The sequence below is a fragment of the Micromonospora sp. CNZ285 genome (assembly GCF_004637285.1).
This window is the reverse complement of the sequence record NZ_SPQD01000001.1, coordinates 6,601,856-6,619,360: the sequence shown is the minus strand read 5'-3', so window position 1 is coordinate 6,619,360 and position 17,505 is coordinate 6,601,856. Positions and strand designations below refer to the sequence as shown.

Sequence of the window (17,505 nt, the reverse complement as noted above, 5' to 3'; positions counted from 1 at the left end):
CGGGCGCAGCGTACGGGCGGTGGAGACGACACCGGCCAGCCCGCCGGCCAGGTCGGGGTGCTGCCGCAGCGAGTCCTACAGGCGGACGCGCCACACGCCGGTCTCGACCGGCAGCCGGGCGTCGCCGGCCCAGCGGACCCGGTCCCGGCTCTCGTCGAGGGCCACCGCCGCCGCGGGGCCCATCAGTGCGCCGAGTTCGCCGCGGAGCCAGCCGAACAGCTGCTCGTCGTGGATCGCCCCGCCGATCACCCGGGCGGCGTCCCACGCCACCCGCGGTTGGTGGATGACCTGCATCTCGACTCCTCGGCCGATGTGGCATTCATCACCATCATCGATCCGGCGGCCATCCGGCGGCAAGGCCCGGAACCGGCCACCTCGCCGCGGCGACCCCGCGCCGCCGGGGCGTCACCGTCCGGGCGCGGGTCCACACGGTACGACGTGACTCAGTAGCATCGCGGCATGTCAGATCGCCACCAGCTCACCGATTCCGACAGTCGTGCGCACGGCTCCGATGTGGAGCCGGGCGGGCCGGTGGAGGAGAAGTCGCCCCGGCGCCGCCGGGGCCGGCGGATCGCCCTGATCGTGCTGCTCGTGGTGGTGCTGCTGAGCGGCGGCACCGCCCTGGCCGGCGGCCTCTACTACCGCTCGGTCGACAAGTCCATCGAGCGGGTCGACGCCTTCGAGGGCGTCCCGGAGGAGTCGCGTCCGCAGGTCGAGGCCAAGGGCGCGATGAACATCATGATCCTGGGCAGCGACTCCCGCGACCCGGAGAGCACCGGCGGCTCGCGCAGCGACACGATCATCCTGGCCCACCTGCCGAAGGACCGGTCGAGCGCCCAGCTCATCTCGATCCCCCGCGACACCTGGACGGCCGTCCCGAAGTCGAAGGAGGGCCGCGGCGGCCGCGACGCGAAGATCAATGCCGCGTACGCCTGGGGCGGTGTGCCGCTGATGGTGCAGACGGTGGAGAAGTTCAGCGGCGTACGGGTGGACAACGTGGCGATGGTCGACTTCGCCGGCTTCAAGGAGATCATCGACGCGCTCGGCGGTGTCGAGATCGACGTGGAGAAGGGCTTCACCACGAAGTACTCGCTGATCGGCACGCGGACCTTCGAGAAGGGCCGGCAGACGATGGACGGGGCCGCCGCGCTGGACTACGCGCGGGAGCGGCACGCCTTCCCGGACGGCGACTTCGCGCGGATCCGGCACCAGCAGCAGGTGATCAAGGCGATCCTGGACAAGGCCGCCTCGGGCGGTGTGCTGACCAACCCGGCCAAGCTGAACTCGTTCGTCCGTGCCACGTCCGACTCGGTGGCTGTCGACAAGTCACTGTCGCTGGTGGATCTCGCGATGGAGATGCGGGGCCTGCGCGGCGGCAACCTGACGTTCTTCACCTGCCCGGTCAAGGGCACCGGTCGGGTCGGCAGCGAGAGCGTCGTGTTCCCCGATCCGGCGCGCTCGAAGACGCTGTTCGACGCGGTGCGCCGCGACTCGGTCCCCGAGATCCTCGCCATCAGCGGAAAGTAGGACGTCGATCTGCCATGCCGGTGCTGGCGGCGGGGCGGGGTCGCTCGTATCCTGCGATCGCCGTCGGTCTCTGTATCCGGGCCGGCGGCGTCACGGGGGAGGATCGACCATGCCACGCCTGCCGGCGTTCGAGCATCCGTCCGCGCCGCCGTCCGGTGTGGCCATGAACACGCCGATGGACGGCGGCATGGACACGACCACGGTGCTGCCGTACGCGGGGTCGCGGGCATCGACGCGTACCCGATGGTTGCGGGCCTGGATGGTGACCGCGCCCATCGACGTCGCGGCGCTGCTCACGCCGCTGCTGCTGACCCAGGACTACTGGCGTGGCACGTTGTTCAACGCCGCGCTCACCGTTGGCCTGTTCGCCGCGGGCGGGCTCTACCGGCCGCGCCGGCACATCAGCATCCTGGACGAACTGCCGAGCCTCGGCGGCCGGCTGCTGGCCTCCGGCGCGGTGGGTGCCATCATCGCGGCGCTGCGGCACGACTCGGTGCCGCACGTCAGCGGGTTCATGCGCGGCGTCGCGCTCTCCGCCGGCCTGGTGATCGTCGGGCGGGCGCTGAACAGCCGGCTCATCCTGCTGGCCCGCAAGCGCCGGTGGGTGGAGCACAACGCGATAGTCATCGGCGGCGGGCCGATCGGCGGCGAGCTGGCCCGGCTGCTGCGGCGCTACCCGCAGTACGGGCTGCGGTTCGTCGGCGCCGTCGACGCCCCGTCACGGCCGCGGATCGGCGCGTTGCCGCTCATCGGCACGATCGACGACCTGGAGAAGCTCGCCGACATGCTGGAGTGCGAGGTCCTGGTCATCGCGGACCCGGACTGCTCCGAGGCCGACCTGATGGAGGCGCTGCTGCGTCCGGCCAGTTCCCGCTGCGACCTGTGGGCGGTGCCGCGCCTGTGGGGCTCGCGGTCGCAGGGCGGCTACCCCGACCACATCGGCGCCATCCCGATCATCAAGATCGGCGACACCACGCTCACCGGTCCCCGGTGGCGGCTCAAGCGCGCCTCCGACGTGGTGTTCGCGGTGACCGCCCTGGTGCTGCTGAGCCCGCTGCTGCTGCTCTGCGCCGCCGCCACGTTCCTCGACGGCGGCCGGGGCGTGTTCTTCCGTCAGGAGCGCATCGGCCGGTACGGCAAGCCGTTCCACGTGATCAAGTTCCGGTCCATGCGCCCGGCCGACGAGCACGAGTCGCAGACCACCTGGTCGATCGCGCACGACGAGCGGGTCGGCCCGATCGGGCGGTTCATGCGGCGCACCTCTCTCGACGAGCTGCCGCAGCTGTGGAACATCCTGCGCGGCGAGATGAGCGTGGTGGGGCCCCGGCCGGAGCGGCCGTACTTCGTGGAGAAGTTCTCCATGGAATACCCGAGGTACGCGATGCGGCACCGCGTACCGGTCGGGCTCACCGGGCTGGCCCAGGTCAGCGGGCTGCGCGGGGACACGCCGATCTCGGACCGGGCGCGGTTCGACAACTACTACGTCGAGAACTGGTCGCTCTGGCTCGACATCAAGATCGTGCTGCGTACCGTCACCGAGGTCTTCCGGGGCGGCGGCCGCTAGCCGCGGTCGCCGGCCAGCGCCTGCGCCAGGTCCGCCCGCCAGTGGCCCGGCGGCGGCAGCTTCGCGGCGGCCCACCGGCCGTGCGCCAGCACGCTGTAGCGGGGGCGCGGCGCCGGCCGCGGGAAGCGGTCGCTCGTGGTCGGCCGGACCCGGTCCGGGTCGAGACCACGCAGGGCGAAGACGGCGCGGGCCAGGCCGTACCAGGTGGTGTCGCCGGCGGCGGTGCCGTGGTACGTCCCGGGTGCCGCGTCGCCGGCGAGCGCCGCGTCGGCGAGCGCCACGAGACGCTCCGCGAACCGGTACGACCAGGTGGGCTGGCCCCGCTGGTCGTCCACCACGTCGAGCCGGTCGCGTTCGGCTGCCAGCCGCAGCATGGTGGTGACGAAGTTGCGCCCGTGGGTGGCGTAGAGCCAGGCGGTGCGCACCACGTACCCGGTCTCGGGCAGCAGCCGGGCCACCGCCCGTTCCCCGGCGAGCTTGCTGCGCCCGTACGCGTTGACCGGGCCCGTCGGGGCGTCCTCCGGGTACGGCTCGGTGGCGTCCCCGGCGAACACGTAGTCGGTGGAGACGTGCACGAGGCGCGCGCCGGACACGGCACAGGCGCCTGCCAGCGCCGCGACCGCGTCGCCGTTCACGGCGGTGGCGTCCCGCTCGCGGGTCTCGGCGCCGTCCACATCGGTCCACGCGGCGGCGTTGAGCACCACGTCGTGGCCGCCCACCGCGTCCCGGACCGCGTGCGCGTCGGTGACGTCGAGGTCGGCGCGGCCGGCGGCGGTGACCGACAGGTCCGGCCGGGTCCGCAGCACGGCGAGCAGGTCCCGCCCGAGCATCCCGCCCGCGCCGGTGACCAGGATCCGGGTCATTCGGGGCCGGCCGTCTTCAGCGGCTCCCACCAGGCCCGGTTGTCCCGGTACCAGCTGACCGTCTCGGCCAGGCCCCGGTCGAGATCGATGCTCGGGGCGTACCCCAGCTCACTGCTGATCTTGCTGATGTCCAGCGAGTAGCGGCGGTCGTGGCCCTTGCGGTCGGTGACCGGCACGACCCGGTCCCAGCTCGCCCCGCACGCCGCCAGGAGCCGCTCGGTGAGCTGCCGGTTGGTCAGCTCGGTGCCGCCGCCGATGTGGTAGACCTCGCCGGCCCGCCCCTTCTCCTGCACCATCGCCACGCCCCGGCAGTGGTCGTGCACGTGCAGCCAGTCCCGGACGTTGCCGCCGTCGCCGTAGAGCGGCACGGTGCCGCCGTCGAGCAGGTTGGTCACGAACAGCGGGACGACCTTCTCCGGGAACTGGTACGGCCCGTAGTTGTTGGAGCAGCGGGTCACCACGACGTCCAGGCCGTGGGTGCGGTGGTAGGACAGCGCCAGCAGGTCAGACCCGGCCTTCGACGCCGAGTACGGCGAGTTCGGCGCCAGCGGCCAGTCCTCCGTCCACGAGCCGGAGTCGATCGAGCCGTACACCTCGTCGGTGGAGACGTGCACGAACCGGCGGACGCCGTGCCGCAGCGCGGCGTCCAGCATCGTCTGGGTGCCGAGCACGTTCGTGGTGACGAACGGTGCCGCGCCGGTGATCGAACGGTCCACGTGCGACTCGGCGGCGAAGTGGACGATCACGTCGTGGCCCGGCACCACCTCGTCGACAAGCGCCGGATCGCAGATGTCACCGCGGACGAAGCGCAGCCGGGGGTCGTCGCGTACCGGCGCCAGGTTCGCCAGGTTGCCGGAGTAGGTGAGCTTGTCCAGCACGGTCAGCGTTGCCGGGCCCTCGACCGGCACCCCGGCCGCGTCGCCGCCGGGCACGCCCAGCAGCATCCGCACGTACTCCGACCCGATGAAGCCGGCGCCGCCGGTGACGAGGATCCTCACGGGTCGTGGAGTCTACGCCGTAGCGGCAGCCCCGGCGGGACGTCGACGGGCCACAAGGGCGGCGCCGTCGCGGGTAGTCTCCGCGAGTGCGCGGAATCCTTCTCGCCGGTGGCACCGGATCCCGGCTCTGGCCGATCACCCGGGCCGTCTCGAAGCAACTGATGCCGGTGTTCGACAAGCCGATGGTCTACTACCCGCTCTCCACTCTGGTGATGGCCGGCGTGTGGGAGATCCTGGTGGTGACCACACCGGAGGACCGCGCCCAGTTCGAGCGGCTGCTCGGCGACGGCAGCCAGTGGGGCCTGCGCCTGTCGTACACCGAGCAGCCCCGCCCGGAGGGCATCGCGCAGGCGTTCCTGCTCGGCGCCGACTTCGTCGGCGAGGAGTCGGTGGCGCTGATCCTCGGCGACAACATCTTCCACGGCGTCGGGCTCGGACGGCAGCTCGCGCAGCACGGCGAACCGGCCGGCGGGCGGGTCTTCGCGTACCCGGTGGCGAACCCGCAGGACTACGGCGTGGTCGAGTTCGACGACGCCGGCCGGGTGCTGTCGATCGAGGAGAAGCCGGCCCGCCCTCGGTCCCGGTACGCGGTGCCGGGCCTCTACTTCTACGACAACCGGGTGGTCGACATCGCCCGCAAGCTGACCCCGAGTGCCCGGGGCGAGCTGGAGATCACCGCGATCAACGAGACGTACCGGGCGTGGGGCGAGCTGACGGTGACGGTGCTCGACCGGGGCACCGCATGGCTGGACACCGGCACGTTCACGTCGATGATGCAGGCCGCCGAGTTCGTCCGGGTGATCGAGGAACGCCAGGGCATGAAGATCGGCTGCGTCGAGGAGGTCGCCTGGCGGTCCGGGCTGATCGACGACGAGCGGCTGCGGATGCTGGCCCACCCGCTGACCCGCAGCGGCTACGGCGATTACCTGCTGGGCCTGCTGGCCGACCGGTCCGGGACGGGGGGCGCGTCGTGAAGATCCGTCCGCTGGGCATCGAGGGCGCCTGGGAGGTGACCCCGCGCCTGCACGGCGATCCGCGGGGCCTGTTCCTGGAGTGGTACCGCTTCGACCGGCTCGCCGAGGCGGTCGGGCATCCGCTGCGGCTGGCGCAGGGCAACCTGTCCGTCTCGGCGCGGGACGTGGTGCGCGGCATCCACTTCGCCGACGTACCGCCCGGCCAGGCCAAGTACGTGACCTGCGTACGCGGGGCGGTGCTGGACGTGGTGGTGGACGTGCGGGTCGGCTCGCCGACGTACGGCCGGTGGGAGGCGGTACGCCTCGACGACACCGACCGGCGGGCCGTCTACCTGGCCGAAGGGCTGGGGCACGGGTTTTGCGCGCTCACCGACGACGCGACGCTCAACTACCTCTGCTCCGCCACGTACAACCCGGCGGCCGAGCACACCGTGCACCCGCTCGATCCGGACCTCGGGATCGACTGGCCGGCGGCGACGCCGCTGCTGTCCGAGCGGGACGCGTCGGCACCGCGCCTGGCCGAGGCGCGTGCGGCGGGCCTGCTGCCCGGCTACGACGCCTGCCGCTCCTTCACCGCAGCGTTGGACACCCGGCCGTCGCTCTGACCCGGCGCCCCGGCCGCCCGGCGCACCGTCGTCGCCCAGAGCGCCCGCACGTCCGCGCTCACCGGAGTGCCGGCCCGGCGATAGCCGAGCACCAACGCGATGCCGACCCCGAGCGCCAGGCCGCCGAGCGCGCCGCCCAGGGCGTACCACTGCCACCGCACCGGCTCCGGACGCGGCGGCGGCGCGGCGGCCCGGACCACCGCGACGTGGGCCTTGAGCCCGAGCCCGGCGGGCGGCAGATCTCGTTCGGCGATCCGTTGCAGTTCGGCGGCGAGCGCGGCGGCGATCGCGGCGGCCGTGCCGGCGGATCGGTCGGTGACCGCCACGTCGATCGCCAGCGAGTCCACGGTGGACGAGGCGACGACGCGGCCGGCCAGGTCGTCGGTGGTGTACGGCAGTCCGAGCGAGTCGATCACCGGGCGGGTCAGGCGGGGCGTGTTCATCATGGTGGCGTACGTCTTCACCCGCCGCTGCATCAGCCGGCCCGCCTCGTCGGCCGGCGGGCGGGGCGCGGGTGCGGCCGACTTCTCGGCGGCGAACGTGACGAGCATCTGGGTCTCGGCCCGGTAGACCGGCGGCCGGCGTTCGGCGAGGACCCCGGTGAGCGCGCCGCACAGCAGCGTCAGCGCCAGCACGATCGGCCACCGCCTGCCGATCGTGTCGCGGAAGTGGGCGAGGTCCACGACGCGTCACCCTACCGGCGTCGTGGGGCCACGGGCGTACCCGCCCGCCGGGTCCATTGCGCGGCGGCGCTCATGTCGGGTAGAACAGGCCCGCACACATCCGCGCATCTCGGGGGAAGAGCGAGTGGATTCCGCGTGGCCGGCTCGTGGCCGGCGCCGGCGCCTGGGCGCCGGGTGTTAGGCCGGCTCCGGCGGATCGTCTCCCCCGAGCGTCTCTATCTGGTCGCCCTGGGCCTGACCGGCCTCGCCGCGCTGGTGTCGGTGACGCTGCCGGCGGCCGAACGTGGCGAACTCGCGGCGAACATGGTGAGCGCCACCGTGGGCGCGGCACTCGGCGGCCTGTCCGTCGACACGTTCCTGCTGTCCCGCCCGGCCGGCTGGATCATGTCGCGCGGTCGCCTGTGGATCGCCGGCATCCTCACCGTGTCGCTCGGCCTCACCGCGCTGGCGGCGGCGCTGCTGACCACGCTGGCCGGGCTGGGCAGCCACCCGGTCGGCATCGGCGCGGGCTGCGCGCTCACCGTCTTCAACACGGCTGCCTCGCTCGGCCTGCGCCTGAAGCGGTTCTGGTTCGTCTACACCATGCGGGCGCTCGGCGGCGCGGTGCTGGTGGCCGGGTACGGGCTGCTGTGGCTGGGGCACCGGCTCGACGGTGGCCTGTGGAGCGTCCTCTGGCTGGGCGTGCAGGTCGCCACCGCGACGGTGCTCGGGGTGGCGGTGCTGGGCTGGGCGCGGCGGTTCGGTCCGGTGCCGGCGGCGACAGCGGGGCGCACGGAGTATCGCGCCGACCTGCTCGCGGTGGGCCGGCTGCACGTCGGGGTGTGCGCGCAGATGCTGACGTACCGGCTGAGCCAGGTCCTGGTGGCCCGGTTCGCCGGCGCGGGCGCGCTCGGCGTGTTCGCGCTGGCGGTGGCGGCGCTGGAGTTCGCGCAGTCCGGCGCTGTGGTACGGGCGCAGCGGATCCTCGCCGAGCGCGACCCGGACGCGATCGGCGACCACGGCCGCGACGTGGTCAAGTCGGCGCTGCCGATCGCCGCGCTCGCCGTGATCGGCCTGGCGGTGCTCGGCGTGCTGGCGCCCGACTACCACGACGCCTGGATCTTCGGGCTGCTCCTGCTGCCGGGGACGCTGGCGTTGTCGGCCGGCAAGACGTGGAGCGCGGCGCTGCTCAAACGCGCCGGGGAGCAGGCCACCACCGCAGTGGCCCTGGTCACCATGTCGGTGTCGGTGGTGCTGTACGTTCTGCTCATCCCGTGGGCCGGCGCGCTCGGCGCCGCGGTCGCGTCGTCTGTCGCCTACGGCGTCTACGCGTTGCGCACCCGGCAGCGACTCCAGCGGTCCACGCACCTCCTCGTCAATCGGATGGCCTAGCGGTGGACGTCTCAATCGTCGTGTTGACCTGGGAAGACTTCGAGCGCACCGACGGCTGCGTCCGCTCGCTCCCCGAGGGTGTGGAAGCCGTCGTGGTGGACAACGGCAGCGCCGCCGAGATCAGCGACAGGCTGCGGGCGATGTGCGCCGAGACCGGTGCCCGGTACGTGCGTTCGGAGACGAACCTCGGCTACGCCAAGGGCATGAACCTCGGCGTCCGGCACACCACCCGGTCCCGGGTGGTGCTGTCCAACAACGACATCCTCGTGCGGCCCGGTGCGATCGAGCGGCTGGCCGCCGAGCTGGACGACCCGGCTGTGGGCGCGGCGTTCCCGAAGGTGCTCGACGCGACCGGCCGGGACCAGACCGCCGCCGGCCGGTTCCTCACAGTGGGCACCGGCGTCGCGCACGCCACCGGGCTCAGCCTGGTGTTCCCGAGGCTGCGGATCGTGGCACCGCCGGAGCGCGGTGACTGGCTCTCCGGGCCGTTCGTGGCGATCCGGCGCGAGACGCTGGACCGGATCGGCGGCGTGGACGAGTCGTCGTTCTTCTACTCCGAGGACCTGCGGCTGTGCTGGGCGGTGCGCCGGCTCGGGCTGCGCCTGGCGTACCTGCCGGACGCCGTCGTCACCCACGAGGACGACGCGAGCGCGAAGCGCCGGTGGGCCGCCGAGGAGATCTCCCGCCGGCAGACCCGCGAGTTCATCCGGGCCAGCCGTGAGCTGGCCGGGTGGCGGGGCACAGTGGCCTGCTCCGCGTACACGCTGGGGGTGCTCGCCCGGGCGGCGGTGGGCGGCGGGGCGGCGCGGCGGGCGATCGCCCGCGGCGCCCTGGAAGGCATGGGCGTCCGATGAGGGTGCTGTTCGTCTGCACCACCGGCGGGTCGGGGCGGCGGCAGCTCGGCGGCGCCGAGCGCTTCCTGATCGAGATGCTGCCGGCGCTCGCGGCTCGCGGCGTCGACGTGGTCGCCGCGACCCCTGACGACGAGGTCGCGGCGGCGTTGCGGGACGCGGGCGTGCCGTGGCGTCCGCTGGGCGCGGCCAAGCGGGTGGACCTGGGGTACGCGCGCGGCATCCGCGCCCTGGTCGAGGAGCTGCGGCCGGACGTGGTGAGCGCGCACCTGCTCTCCGCCGCGATGCACGCCCGCGCCGGCCTGGGCGTGCGGGGCCGCCGCACGCCGCTGGTGGTGACGCTGCACAACAGCCTCTGGCAGTACCGCGACACGGCGGAGACGCTGCGCGCGAAGGCCGCCGTGCAGGCGAACATCAGCACCGACCTGATGTTCCGGCGGCTGCGGCCGCACGCGACGGTCGCGGTCTCCGGCTTCGAGGCCCACGAGCTCCGGGTACGCGGGCGGATCCGCGACGTGCGGGTGATCCCGAACCCGCTGCCCGCCATCTGGCCGCAGGTGGCCGACACCGGCGGCCTCGCACCGGACGGCCCGGTGCGGGTCGGCTTCCTCGGCCGGCTGGAACGGGAGAAGGGCGCCGACCTGCTCGCGGACGTCGCGGCGGCGCTGCCCGACGTGGAGTTCCTGGTCGCCGGTGCGGGCACCGTCACCGTCGAGGAGCGGCCGAACCTGCACCTGGTCGGCCGGGTCGACGCCGCGCCGTTCCTGCAACGGCTGCACTGCCTGCTGGTGCCGTCCCGGGTGGAGGCGTTCGGGCGCAGCGCGCTGGAGGCGATGTCTCTGGGTGTGCCGGTGGTGCACTCCGGCGCGGGCGGCCTGACCGAGGTGACAGCCGCCGGTGACGGCGTGCTCGCGTACCGGGCGGAGCTGACGCCGCAGGCGCTGGCCGCCGCCGTGCGGACGGCCACCGACCCGGCCGCGTGGGACGAGCGGCGGCGCGAGCTGGCCCGGCAGTACGCGGACCGGCACTCGTTCGACGGATGCGTGGACACCTGGCACGACCTGTACCGGACGGTCGCCCGTGAGAACCGCTGAGCGGCGCCTCTGGTCGGTCGGGATCCCGTTCGCGCTCGGCGCGGCAGTGCTGCTGGCGACGGTCGACACCGGGATCGCCGTCGCACTCGCGCTGGCGGTCGGCGCGCTGTTCGCCGCGCGCCTGCGGATGTGGGCGCTCGCCGCCTGCGCCGCCGTCTGGACCGCCGCGCTGCTCGCCGTGCGGGTGCTGCCCGGCCCGTACGACTCGTGGGCCGGTCGCGGCGTGCTGCCGGTGCTCGCCGGTTACGTCACCGTCTTCCTGCTGGCCTGGGCGGTGGGCCGGCGGCTGATCGACAGGCGGGACGAGGACGGCGACCGCACCCGGCCGGCGCTGTCCTGGCCGTCCGAGCGGCGCCTGCTGACGTACCTGTTCGTGCTGCTCGGCATCGCGGTGGTGACCGCGGCGATCCGGTTCCGGGGGACGGTGCCGCCGCTGCTGGCCGACAACCCGGACGCCGCCCGGCAGGTGCTGCGCGAGCAGTCGAACCTGATCATCGGGCTGCTGTCCGAGGCGTGGACGCTCGGCATGGCCGTCTCGCTGCTGCGCGCGTTGTCCGCGCGGGGCCGGGCGCTGCCGCTGTACTACGCGCTCACGGCTGTCTTCACCGTCGGCGCGGCGCTCGGCGCGAGCAAGAACTCGGTGCTGGTGGGCATCGCGCCCGCGCTGATCGCGGCGCTGTCGGTCCGGCGTACCCGGGGACGGGCCGCGTCGTTCCTGGCCGCGCGGACACCGGTGGTGCTGCTGATCGGCGCGGTGGCGCTCGGCGCGGCGGTGTTCCTCGGCGGGCAGCGCACCATGGCCGGCACCGGCGCGTTCGAGACCGAGTTCCGGGCCCGCTACGGCAGCAACGCGCTGACCAGCAGCGCCGGATCGCTCGACCTGTCGCTGAGTTCGTCCACCGAGACGTTCGGGCGGGTGTGGTCGCAGCGGGAGCACCTGGAACCCCGGTACGGCACGTACTCGCTGACGTTCCTCGGCTCCCGGGTCGAGCCGATCGTCGGCAAGGCGGACCTGTACGGGCTGACGTCCCAGCTCAGCCAGCCGTACCTGATGAACACGGCGACGTTCGTGGCCATCCCGCTGCTCGACTACGGCCCACTGGGGGCGGTGTTCTTCCTGGCCGCGCTGGGGCTGGCGGTGGGCGCGACCGAGCGGTGGTTCGAGTTCTCCCGCGCGCCGGCCGGGCAACTGGCGCGGGCGTTCGTCGTCTACTTCGCGCTGTTCGGCGTCTACGAGCTGTATCCGCTGATCTATCCGACCTGGCTGAGCCTCGTGCCCGGCCTCTGGGTGCTGCACCGGCTGGGCAGGAGCACGGCATGACATTCGACGGGCTCACCGTGGTCACCGTCCTCTACCGGTCCGCCGGCATGCTCGCCGAGACGTTGCCGACCTGGGTACGCAGCGCCGGCGACCTGCCGGTCCGGTTCGTCTTCGCGGACAACTGGCCCTCCGACGGGTGCGCCGAGGTGATCGCCGGGAACCTGCCCACCGACCGGTACGCGTACCTGCCCGACTCCACCAACCCGGGTTTCGCGGCCGGCTGCAACCGGGGCGCGGCGACGGTCACCACGAGCCACCTGCTGCTGCTGAACCCGGACGTGTGGCTGCCGGACGACGCGCTGGCCCGGATCTGCGCCGCCGTCGCCGCCGACCCGGACGCCCCGCTCGCTGTCGGCCTCGCCATGCACGGCGGCGAGTACGTGGGCATCGACCTCAACCCGGTGTCGCTGTTCATCGACAGGCGGTCCACCGCCGGCCGTGCCCCGCTCGGCCCGTCCGGCGGCGCGGCGGTCTTCCCGGCCGCGCTGTACCGGCGCTTCGGCGGCTTCGACGAGCACCTTTTCGCCTGGGGCGAGGACGCCGACCTGGCGTTCCGGCTCTACGCCTCCGGGCTGCGCACGCGCGGGCTGGACGTGGTGCTGCCGCACGCGGGCGGGCACAGCGTGGACGGCGACACCCGGTTGCAGGGCTTCCGTGCGTTCCTGCTGGCCCGCAACCGGCTGCTGGTCGCGTCCCGCACGTTCACCTGGCCGCTGCTGCTCGTGGCGGTGCCGGTGCTGGCGCTCGCGCACCTCGCGCTCGCCGCCCGGCGGGTCCGGCAGGGCCTGCTGCGCCCGTTCCTGCGCGGCGTCGGACGCGGGCTGGCCGAAGGGCCGGCGGCCCGCCGCCGCTGGACCGGGCGGCGGTTCGGGTTCGCGTCGCTGCTCGGCTACCTGACCGCTCGGAGGGCGTGATGACGGCACAGCCGTGGACAGTGGTGACAGTCACCTACCACTCGGCGGACACGCTGCGCCGCTGCTGGCGCGGCCCGAAGCCGTACGAGTGGCTGGTGGTCGACAACGCCTCGGCCGACGACTCGGCGGCGGTCGCCGAGGAACTGGGCGCGCGGGTGATCCGGCTGCCGGAGAACGTCGGCTTCTCCCGGGCCAACAACGTCGCGCTGCGCCAGGCGACCGGCCGGTACGTGCTGTTCGCCAACCCGGACCTGGAGGTACGCCCGGACGGACTGGACGCGCTGGCCCGGCACCTGGACACGCACGGCGGACTGGTCGCGCCGCAACTGCTCGGCACCGACGGCACACCGCAGGCCAACGGACGCGGCTTCCCGTACGCGACGGCGAAACTCGGCAACCGGAAGGTGTGGCCGCTGTCCCGCCTGCACGCCTCGTACCGGCTGGTGGCCGCGCCCGGCGAGACGCGCCACGTCGCCTGGGTGATGGGCGCGGCGGTGGCCGGCCGGACCGCCGACGTCACCGAGCTGGGCGGGTGGAACGAGCGGTTCTTCCTCTACTACGAGGACCACGAGCTGGGGCTGCGCGCCTGGCGGCACGGGATGCCGGTGGCGGTGCTGGGTGACGTGCGGTGGACCCACCACTGGGCCCGCGCGACGAACTCGGTGCGCTGGTCCCACGCGCACACGCTGGAACTGCGCAGCGCCCGCACGTTCTTCGGGCTGTTCCCGGAGTTCCTGGTCGGCCTGCCGCGACCGGCGCGCCGGCACCGCCGGGCCGCCGGGCTGGTCGGCACGGCGGTACCGTCGGATCCGTCCACTCCGGACCGCGCCGGGGAGTGATCGGAGCCGGTCGCGGGGCCGCCGACGTGAATGACGTTTTGATACCGTCTCGCCGTGTCCGTGACACGCCCGGCCTTTTCCCCTTCGATGGCGCCCGCGACACCCGCGCCGTCGCGGCCGGGCACGCCGGTTGCGTATGCCGCCGTCGCGTGGGACCGGCTGAGCCGGTCTCCGTACTGGTCCGTCGCGGGCCTGCTGGTCGCGCTGGGCGCCGTGCTGCGGATCCGGCAGTGGGCGTACGCGCGCAGCTTCTGGAGCGACGAGCTGTACGTCGCGCACAACATCCGGGAGCGCGGCTACCTGGACCTGTTGCAGCCGCTGGCGTTCAGCCAGTCGGCGCCGCCCGGCTGGCTGTGGCTGGAACGGTTCGCGTTCGAGCAGTTCGGCGACGGTGAGCGGGCGCTCCGGCTGGTGCCGCTGCTGTTCGGGCTGGCGCTGCTGCCGCTCGTGGCGTGGCTCGGCCGGCGGCTCCTGCCACCGCTCGCCGCGCTGGCGGCGCTGCTGCTGGTCGCCGTCGCGCCGTTCCTGATCGGCTACTCCAACGAGCTGAAGCAGTACAGCGCCGAGGCGTTCGGCGTCACGCTCGTGGTCGGGCTGGCGCTGCTGCTCGTCCGGGACGGCGTGACATGGGCCGGTTCGGCGCTGTTCTGGTCGGCCGCGGCGGTCATGGCGTTCGTCAGCACCTTGTCCATTCCGGTCACCGGCGCGCTCGGCGTGCTGCTGGCCGGGTACGCGCTGTGCCGCCCGGACCGCCAGTGGGCGAGCAGGTGGCGTGAGGTGGGCCGGTTCCTCGCTCCGGCGCCGGCCTGGGGCGTGGTGGCGCTCGTGGTGTACGTGCTGTTCCTGGCGCCGGGACTGGCCGATCCGCAGCTCGCCGCGTATTGGCGGGCGAAGTCGATCTATCCGGCGCACTCGCTCACCGACCTGGCCGCCACTGTGGAATGGCTCGCGGCCACGTACCGGAGTCTCGCCACGGTGCCGTTCGTGGCCTGGTCGGCGTGGGTCGTCGTACCGCTGCTGGTGCTGGGCACGGCCGCCGGGCTGCGCCGGCTCTCCACCGCGGCGGTGCTGGTGCTGCTCACGCCGCTGGCGGCCGGACTGGCCGGCGCGGCCGTGTCGGTCTACCCGTTCAACGGCCGGCTGGCGCTCTACGCGGTGCCCGCCTGCCTGCTGCTCGCCGCGCTCGCCGTCGCACCGCCGCCGATGCGGGCCGGCCTGCCCGCCCGGATCAGGTGGGTGGTCGGCGTGGTGCTGGTGCTCGCGCTCGCCGTTCCGCAGCTGGCGACCGCCGTGGTGGCGACAGTGCATCCGGCGCGGGCCTTCGCCCAGGGCGGCGGTGCCAACGCTGTCGACTACCGGGGCGCGCTGAGCTACCTGGAGGACAAGCGCCGCCCGGGCGACCTGGTGCTGGCCACCACCGTGTCGTGGAACGCCCAGGCCTGGTACGGCCCGGCGGCGGACGCCTACGTGGTAGCGGCCGGCCCCGGCGGCTGCCCGGGGCGGACGGTGTCGGCGCTGCTGCCCGGACGGTCCCGGGTCTGGCTGTTCCAGGCCACCGACTGGGCCGACGGGGCGAACCGGGACGTCATCGTCCGGCTCGGCGGCAGCGGCGTGGCGGTCACCGAGCGGCAGTTCAGCGGGGCGCGCGTGGTCCGCTTCGACCTGGCCGCGGGCGTCGCCAAGGGCAGCGACGTCTGCCTGGTGCCGCCGCCGAACGGCGCGGCTGTCCGTTAGCCGCCTAGCTGTGCCGCTGCCAGAGGTCGCGCAGCGCGTCCCAGTTGCCGCCGAGCCCGGCCCCGCACGGCGTCTCCATGTAGATCGCGCTGGTGTTGTCGTCGCGGCCCCACCAGATGCCGCAGACCGGGCGGCCGTCCTGGCCGTTGCCGGCGTACTCGACGTAGCTGCCCTGCGCCCCGCTGACACCGCCGGTGGCCGGGCCGGCCTCCCGCATGCCCGGCGCGAGCGCCCGGCCGATGATGCCCATCTGCTGGCGGAAGGCGCGCGCCGCCTCCTTCTTCTCGGCCGACTCGTACTCGGCGAAGTGCAGCGACACGCCCAGGTAGCGGCAGAAGACGTGCTGCTTCTCGCCGTCGGCGAGCCCGGGACCGCTCTTCTCGGTGTTGATCGCGCAGCCGCCCACGCCGTCGAGCCACGGCTCGGCGATCGGCATGAGCGTGGCGTCGAACTTCGCCTTGTTCAGCGACTGCTGGGTGGCCTCGTAGAGCGCCGGGGAGGCGCTGGCAGCCGGAGTGGACGGTTCGCCGCCGTCGGCGAGCGACCGCCCGGCCAGCAGGCCGGCGCCGCCGGCCAGCACGGCCGCCATGACCACGCCACCGATCCACAGACCGGTACGGCTCTTGGGCGGACGGGCGACCGGGGCGATCCGGGGACCGCCGGTCGGCACGAGCGGATCCGAGGCGGTGGCCTGGGCCGGGATCGCCGGCACCGGCATGCCCGGCGACACCGGCATGCCGGGGGACACGGGCGCACCGGACGAGACGGGCGCGCCGGAGACCGGCTGCTGCGGCGTCATCGCCCACGGCTGCGGGCTCCACGGCAACTGCGGCGGCGACGAGACCTGCTGCGGCGGCGCGGACACCGGCGGGGGCGGCGGGAGCATCTCGCCGGTGGCGGTGCGCTGGTAGTCCATGCCCAGGCTGCGGAACAGCCGCTCGGCCGCGCCGTCCTCGTCGGACGGGTACGCCACCCAGGGCTGACCGGCGGCGAAGTCGGAGTTCACGTACCGGTGGCCGCCGGGCGTCTGGGCCAGCACGTTCGCCGCGTTGGTGAACGCCTCGCGCCAGCGCTGATCACCGGCGGCAGCGCCGTCCAGGACCGCCACGGTGAGCGCGCGGTCCTGCCCGTCGAGCGCGGCCCAGGCCCTGCCGACCTGGCACTCGCCCAGCACCTCGGTGAACCTGTACGGACCTTCCGGCTGCATGCCCCACTCCTCTGCTCACCCGCCGTGCGGATAGTACAGAGAGCACGCTCATCGGATCTCCCTGCGGTCGGGCCACTCTTGCGCTCTGAAAGTTTTCATGCATAGAGTCGCGGGGTGAATGAAAGCAGTGCGGCCGCCCCCGACCGCCTGCTCGACCTCTTCCACGGCGTACGGCTCACCCCGACCCAGCGCCGCATCGCCCACTGCCTGGTGCGGCACGCGGGCGCGGCGGCGTATCTGTCCGCCGCCGAGGTGGCCGAGCTGGCGGGCGTCAGCCAGCCGTCGGTGACCCGGTTCGCGATGGCGCTCGGGCACGACGGCTACCCCGCGCTGCGCCGCCGCCTGCGGGAACTGACTGTCACCGGGTCGGCCGAACCGGCCGCCGGTAACGCCCTGCAACGGGCGGTGCACGCCGAGCGGGACAATCTCGACCGGCTCGCCGCGCAGCTCGCCGACGCCGAGCGGGTCGCCGAGGTGGGGAAGATGCTCGCGGCCAGCCGTCCGCTGCCGGTGCTCGGGCTGCGCGCCGCCGCGCCGCTCGCCGCGTACTTCGCGTACTTCGCCGCGAAGGTGCACCCGGACGTGCGGGTTCTCGACGACGGCGGCAGCATGCTCGTCGACCGCCTGGACCAGGCGGCAGCGGCCGGCGCGACGGCGATGCTCGCGTTCGTGCTGCCCCGCTACCCCCGGGAGACCCTGGACGCGCTGCGCGAGGCCCGGGACGCCGGGCTGACCGTCGTGGCGATCACCGACTCGCCGGTGAGCCCGGCCACCGAGCACGCCGAGGTGGTGCTGCCCGCCGCCGTCGGCGCCGACCTGGTCTTCGACCTGCACACCGCCCCGATGACGCTGGCCATGGTGGTGCTCCAGGCGATCTGCGACGCCGCACCGGCCGAGACCCAGAACCGGCTCGAGGCGTTCGAGTCGTCCGCCGCCCGCCGCCAGTTGTTCCTCGGCTGA

At 73.8% G+C, this 17,505-nt stretch carries 17 protein-coding genes; 12 read left to right on the top strand and 5 right to left on the bottom strand.

The annotated features are described in order from the left end of the window. Nucleotides 1–75 precede the first annotated feature (75 nt). Nucleotides 76–294 (bottom strand): hypothetical protein, encoded by a 219-nt coding sequence (locus CLT75_RS30720; RefSeq protein ID WP_486485310.1) that lies wholly within the window; start codon nucleotides 292–294, stop codon nucleotides 76–78. 165 nt (nucleotides 295–459) lie between these two features. On the opposite strand from CLT75_RS30720, the gene CLT75_RS30715 reads away from it, so the two are divergent. Together CLT75_RS30715 and CLT75_RS30710 are read left to right on the top strand one after the other, a co-directional pair. Continuing rightward, nucleotides 460–1,527, top strand: a complete 1,068-nt coding sequence (locus CLT75_RS30715) for an LCP family protein (protein ID WP_135243584.1) — start codon at nucleotides 460–462, stop codon at nucleotides 1,525–1,527. Between the two features lie 109 nt (nucleotides 1,528–1,636). After that, entirely contained in the window at nucleotides 1,637–3,091 is a 1,455-nt protein-coding gene (locus tag CLT75_RS30710) for a sugar transferase (RefSeq protein WP_135243583.1), read from the top strand. Here the strand turns inward: CLT75_RS30710 and rfbD are convergent. Both rfbD and rfbB read right to left on the bottom strand, forming a co-directional pair. After that, nucleotides 3,088–3,954 carry a dTDP-4-dehydrorhamnose reductase gene (rfbD, locus tag CLT75_RS30705; RefSeq protein ID WP_135243582.1) on the bottom strand — a complete coding sequence of 289 codons (867 nt, stop codon included), beginning with the start codon at nucleotides 3,952–3,954 and terminating at the stop codon, nucleotides 3,088–3,090. The genes CLT75_RS30710 and rfbD overlap by 4 nt on opposite strands. Beyond that, complete coding sequence (gene rfbB, locus CLT75_RS30700) at nucleotides 3,951–4,952, bottom strand: dTDP-glucose 4,6-dehydratase (protein ID WP_135243581.1); 1,002 nt, start codon at nucleotides 4,950–4,952, stop codon at nucleotides 3,951–3,953. Before rfbB ends, rfbD begins: the two co-directional genes overlap by 4 nt. A gap of 86 nt (nucleotides 4,953–5,038) precedes the next feature. Here rfbB and rfbA point away from each other — a divergent pair, with 86 nt between their 5' ends. Both rfbA and rfbC read left to right on the top strand, forming a co-directional pair. Further along, nucleotides 5,039–5,926 (top strand): glucose-1-phosphate thymidylyltransferase RfbA, encoded by an 888-nt coding sequence (gene rfbA, locus CLT75_RS30695; RefSeq protein WP_135243580.1) that lies wholly within the window; start codon nucleotides 5,039–5,041, stop codon nucleotides 5,924–5,926. After that, the gene (gene rfbC / locus CLT75_RS30690) at nucleotides 5,923–6,531 is read left to right on the top strand and encodes a dTDP-4-dehydrorhamnose 3,5-epimerase (RefSeq protein ID WP_135243579.1); all 609 of its coding nucleotides are present in this window, start codon (nucleotides 5,923–5,925) and stop codon (nucleotides 6,529–6,531) included. Before rfbA ends, rfbC begins: the two co-directional genes overlap by 4 nt. Here the strand turns inward: rfbC and CLT75_RS30685 are convergent. After that, nucleotides 6,477–7,214: a YveK family protein gene (locus CLT75_RS30685; RefSeq protein WP_135243578.1), complete on the bottom strand. Its 738-nt coding sequence runs from the start codon at nucleotides 7,212–7,214 to the stop codon at nucleotides 6,477–6,479. The genes rfbC and CLT75_RS30685 overlap by 55 nt on opposite strands. A 174-nt stretch (nucleotides 7,215–7,388) precedes the next feature. Between CLT75_RS30685 and CLT75_RS30680 the strand changes: the two genes are divergently transcribed. Genes CLT75_RS30680 through CLT75_RS30650 form a run of 7 tightly spaced genes read left to right on the top strand, consistent with a single transcriptional unit; the run spans nucleotide 7,389 to nucleotide 15,338 of the window. Continuing rightward, on the top strand, nucleotides 7,389–8,585 hold the full coding sequence (locus CLT75_RS30680; protein ID WP_486485309.1) for a polysaccharide biosynthesis protein: 1,197 nt from the start codon (nucleotides 7,389–7,391) through the stop codon (nucleotides 8,583–8,585). 20 nt (nucleotides 8,586–8,605) lie between these two features. Beyond that, on the top strand, nucleotides 8,606–9,439 hold the full coding sequence (locus CLT75_RS30675; RefSeq protein WP_486485379.1) for a glycosyltransferase: 834 nt from the start codon (nucleotides 8,606–8,608) through the stop codon (nucleotides 9,437–9,439). Beyond that, complete coding sequence (locus tag CLT75_RS30670; protein ID WP_135243575.1) at nucleotides 9,436–10,530, top strand: glycosyltransferase family 4 protein; 1,095 nt, start codon at nucleotides 9,436–9,438, stop codon at nucleotides 10,528–10,530. The genes CLT75_RS30675 and CLT75_RS30670 overlap by 4 nt, the downstream gene beginning before the upstream one ends. Continuing rightward, nucleotides 10,517–11,851, top strand: a complete 1,335-nt coding sequence (locus tag CLT75_RS30665) for a hypothetical protein (RefSeq protein WP_135243574.1) — start codon at nucleotides 10,517–10,519, stop codon at nucleotides 11,849–11,851. Before CLT75_RS30670 ends, CLT75_RS30665 begins: the two co-directional genes overlap by 14 nt. Further along, complete coding sequence (locus CLT75_RS30660; protein ID WP_135243573.1) at nucleotides 11,848–12,765, top strand: glycosyltransferase; 918 nt, start codon at nucleotides 11,848–11,850, stop codon at nucleotides 12,763–12,765. Before CLT75_RS30665 ends, CLT75_RS30660 begins: the two co-directional genes overlap by 4 nt. Beyond that, nucleotides 12,765–13,604 carry a glycosyltransferase gene (locus tag CLT75_RS30655; RefSeq protein WP_135243572.1) on the top strand — a complete coding sequence of 280 codons (840 nt, stop codon included), beginning with the start codon at nucleotides 12,765–12,767 and terminating at the stop codon, nucleotides 13,602–13,604. Before CLT75_RS30660 ends, CLT75_RS30655 begins: the two co-directional genes overlap by 1 nt. A gap of 54 nt (nucleotides 13,605–13,658) precedes the next feature. After that, nucleotides 13,659–15,338, top strand: coding sequence for a glycosyltransferase family 39 protein (locus CLT75_RS30650; protein ID WP_486485308.1), 1,680 nt, complete (start codon nucleotides 13,659–13,661; stop codon nucleotides 15,336–15,338). Nucleotides 15,339–15,342: 4 nt separating this feature from the next. Here CLT75_RS30650 and CLT75_RS30645 read toward each other — a convergent pair whose 3' ends face one another. Then, nucleotides 15,343–16,545 carry a hypothetical protein gene (locus CLT75_RS30645; protein WP_135243571.1) on the bottom strand — a complete coding sequence of 401 codons (1,203 nt, stop codon included), beginning with the start codon at nucleotides 16,543–16,545 and terminating at the stop codon, nucleotides 15,343–15,345. Between the two features lie 114 nt (nucleotides 16,546–16,659). Between CLT75_RS30645 and CLT75_RS30640 the strand changes: the two genes are divergently transcribed. After that, nucleotides 16,660–17,505 (top strand): MurR/RpiR family transcriptional regulator, encoded by an 846-nt coding sequence (locus CLT75_RS30640; protein ID WP_135243570.1) that lies wholly within the window; start codon nucleotides 16,660–16,662, stop codon nucleotides 17,503–17,505.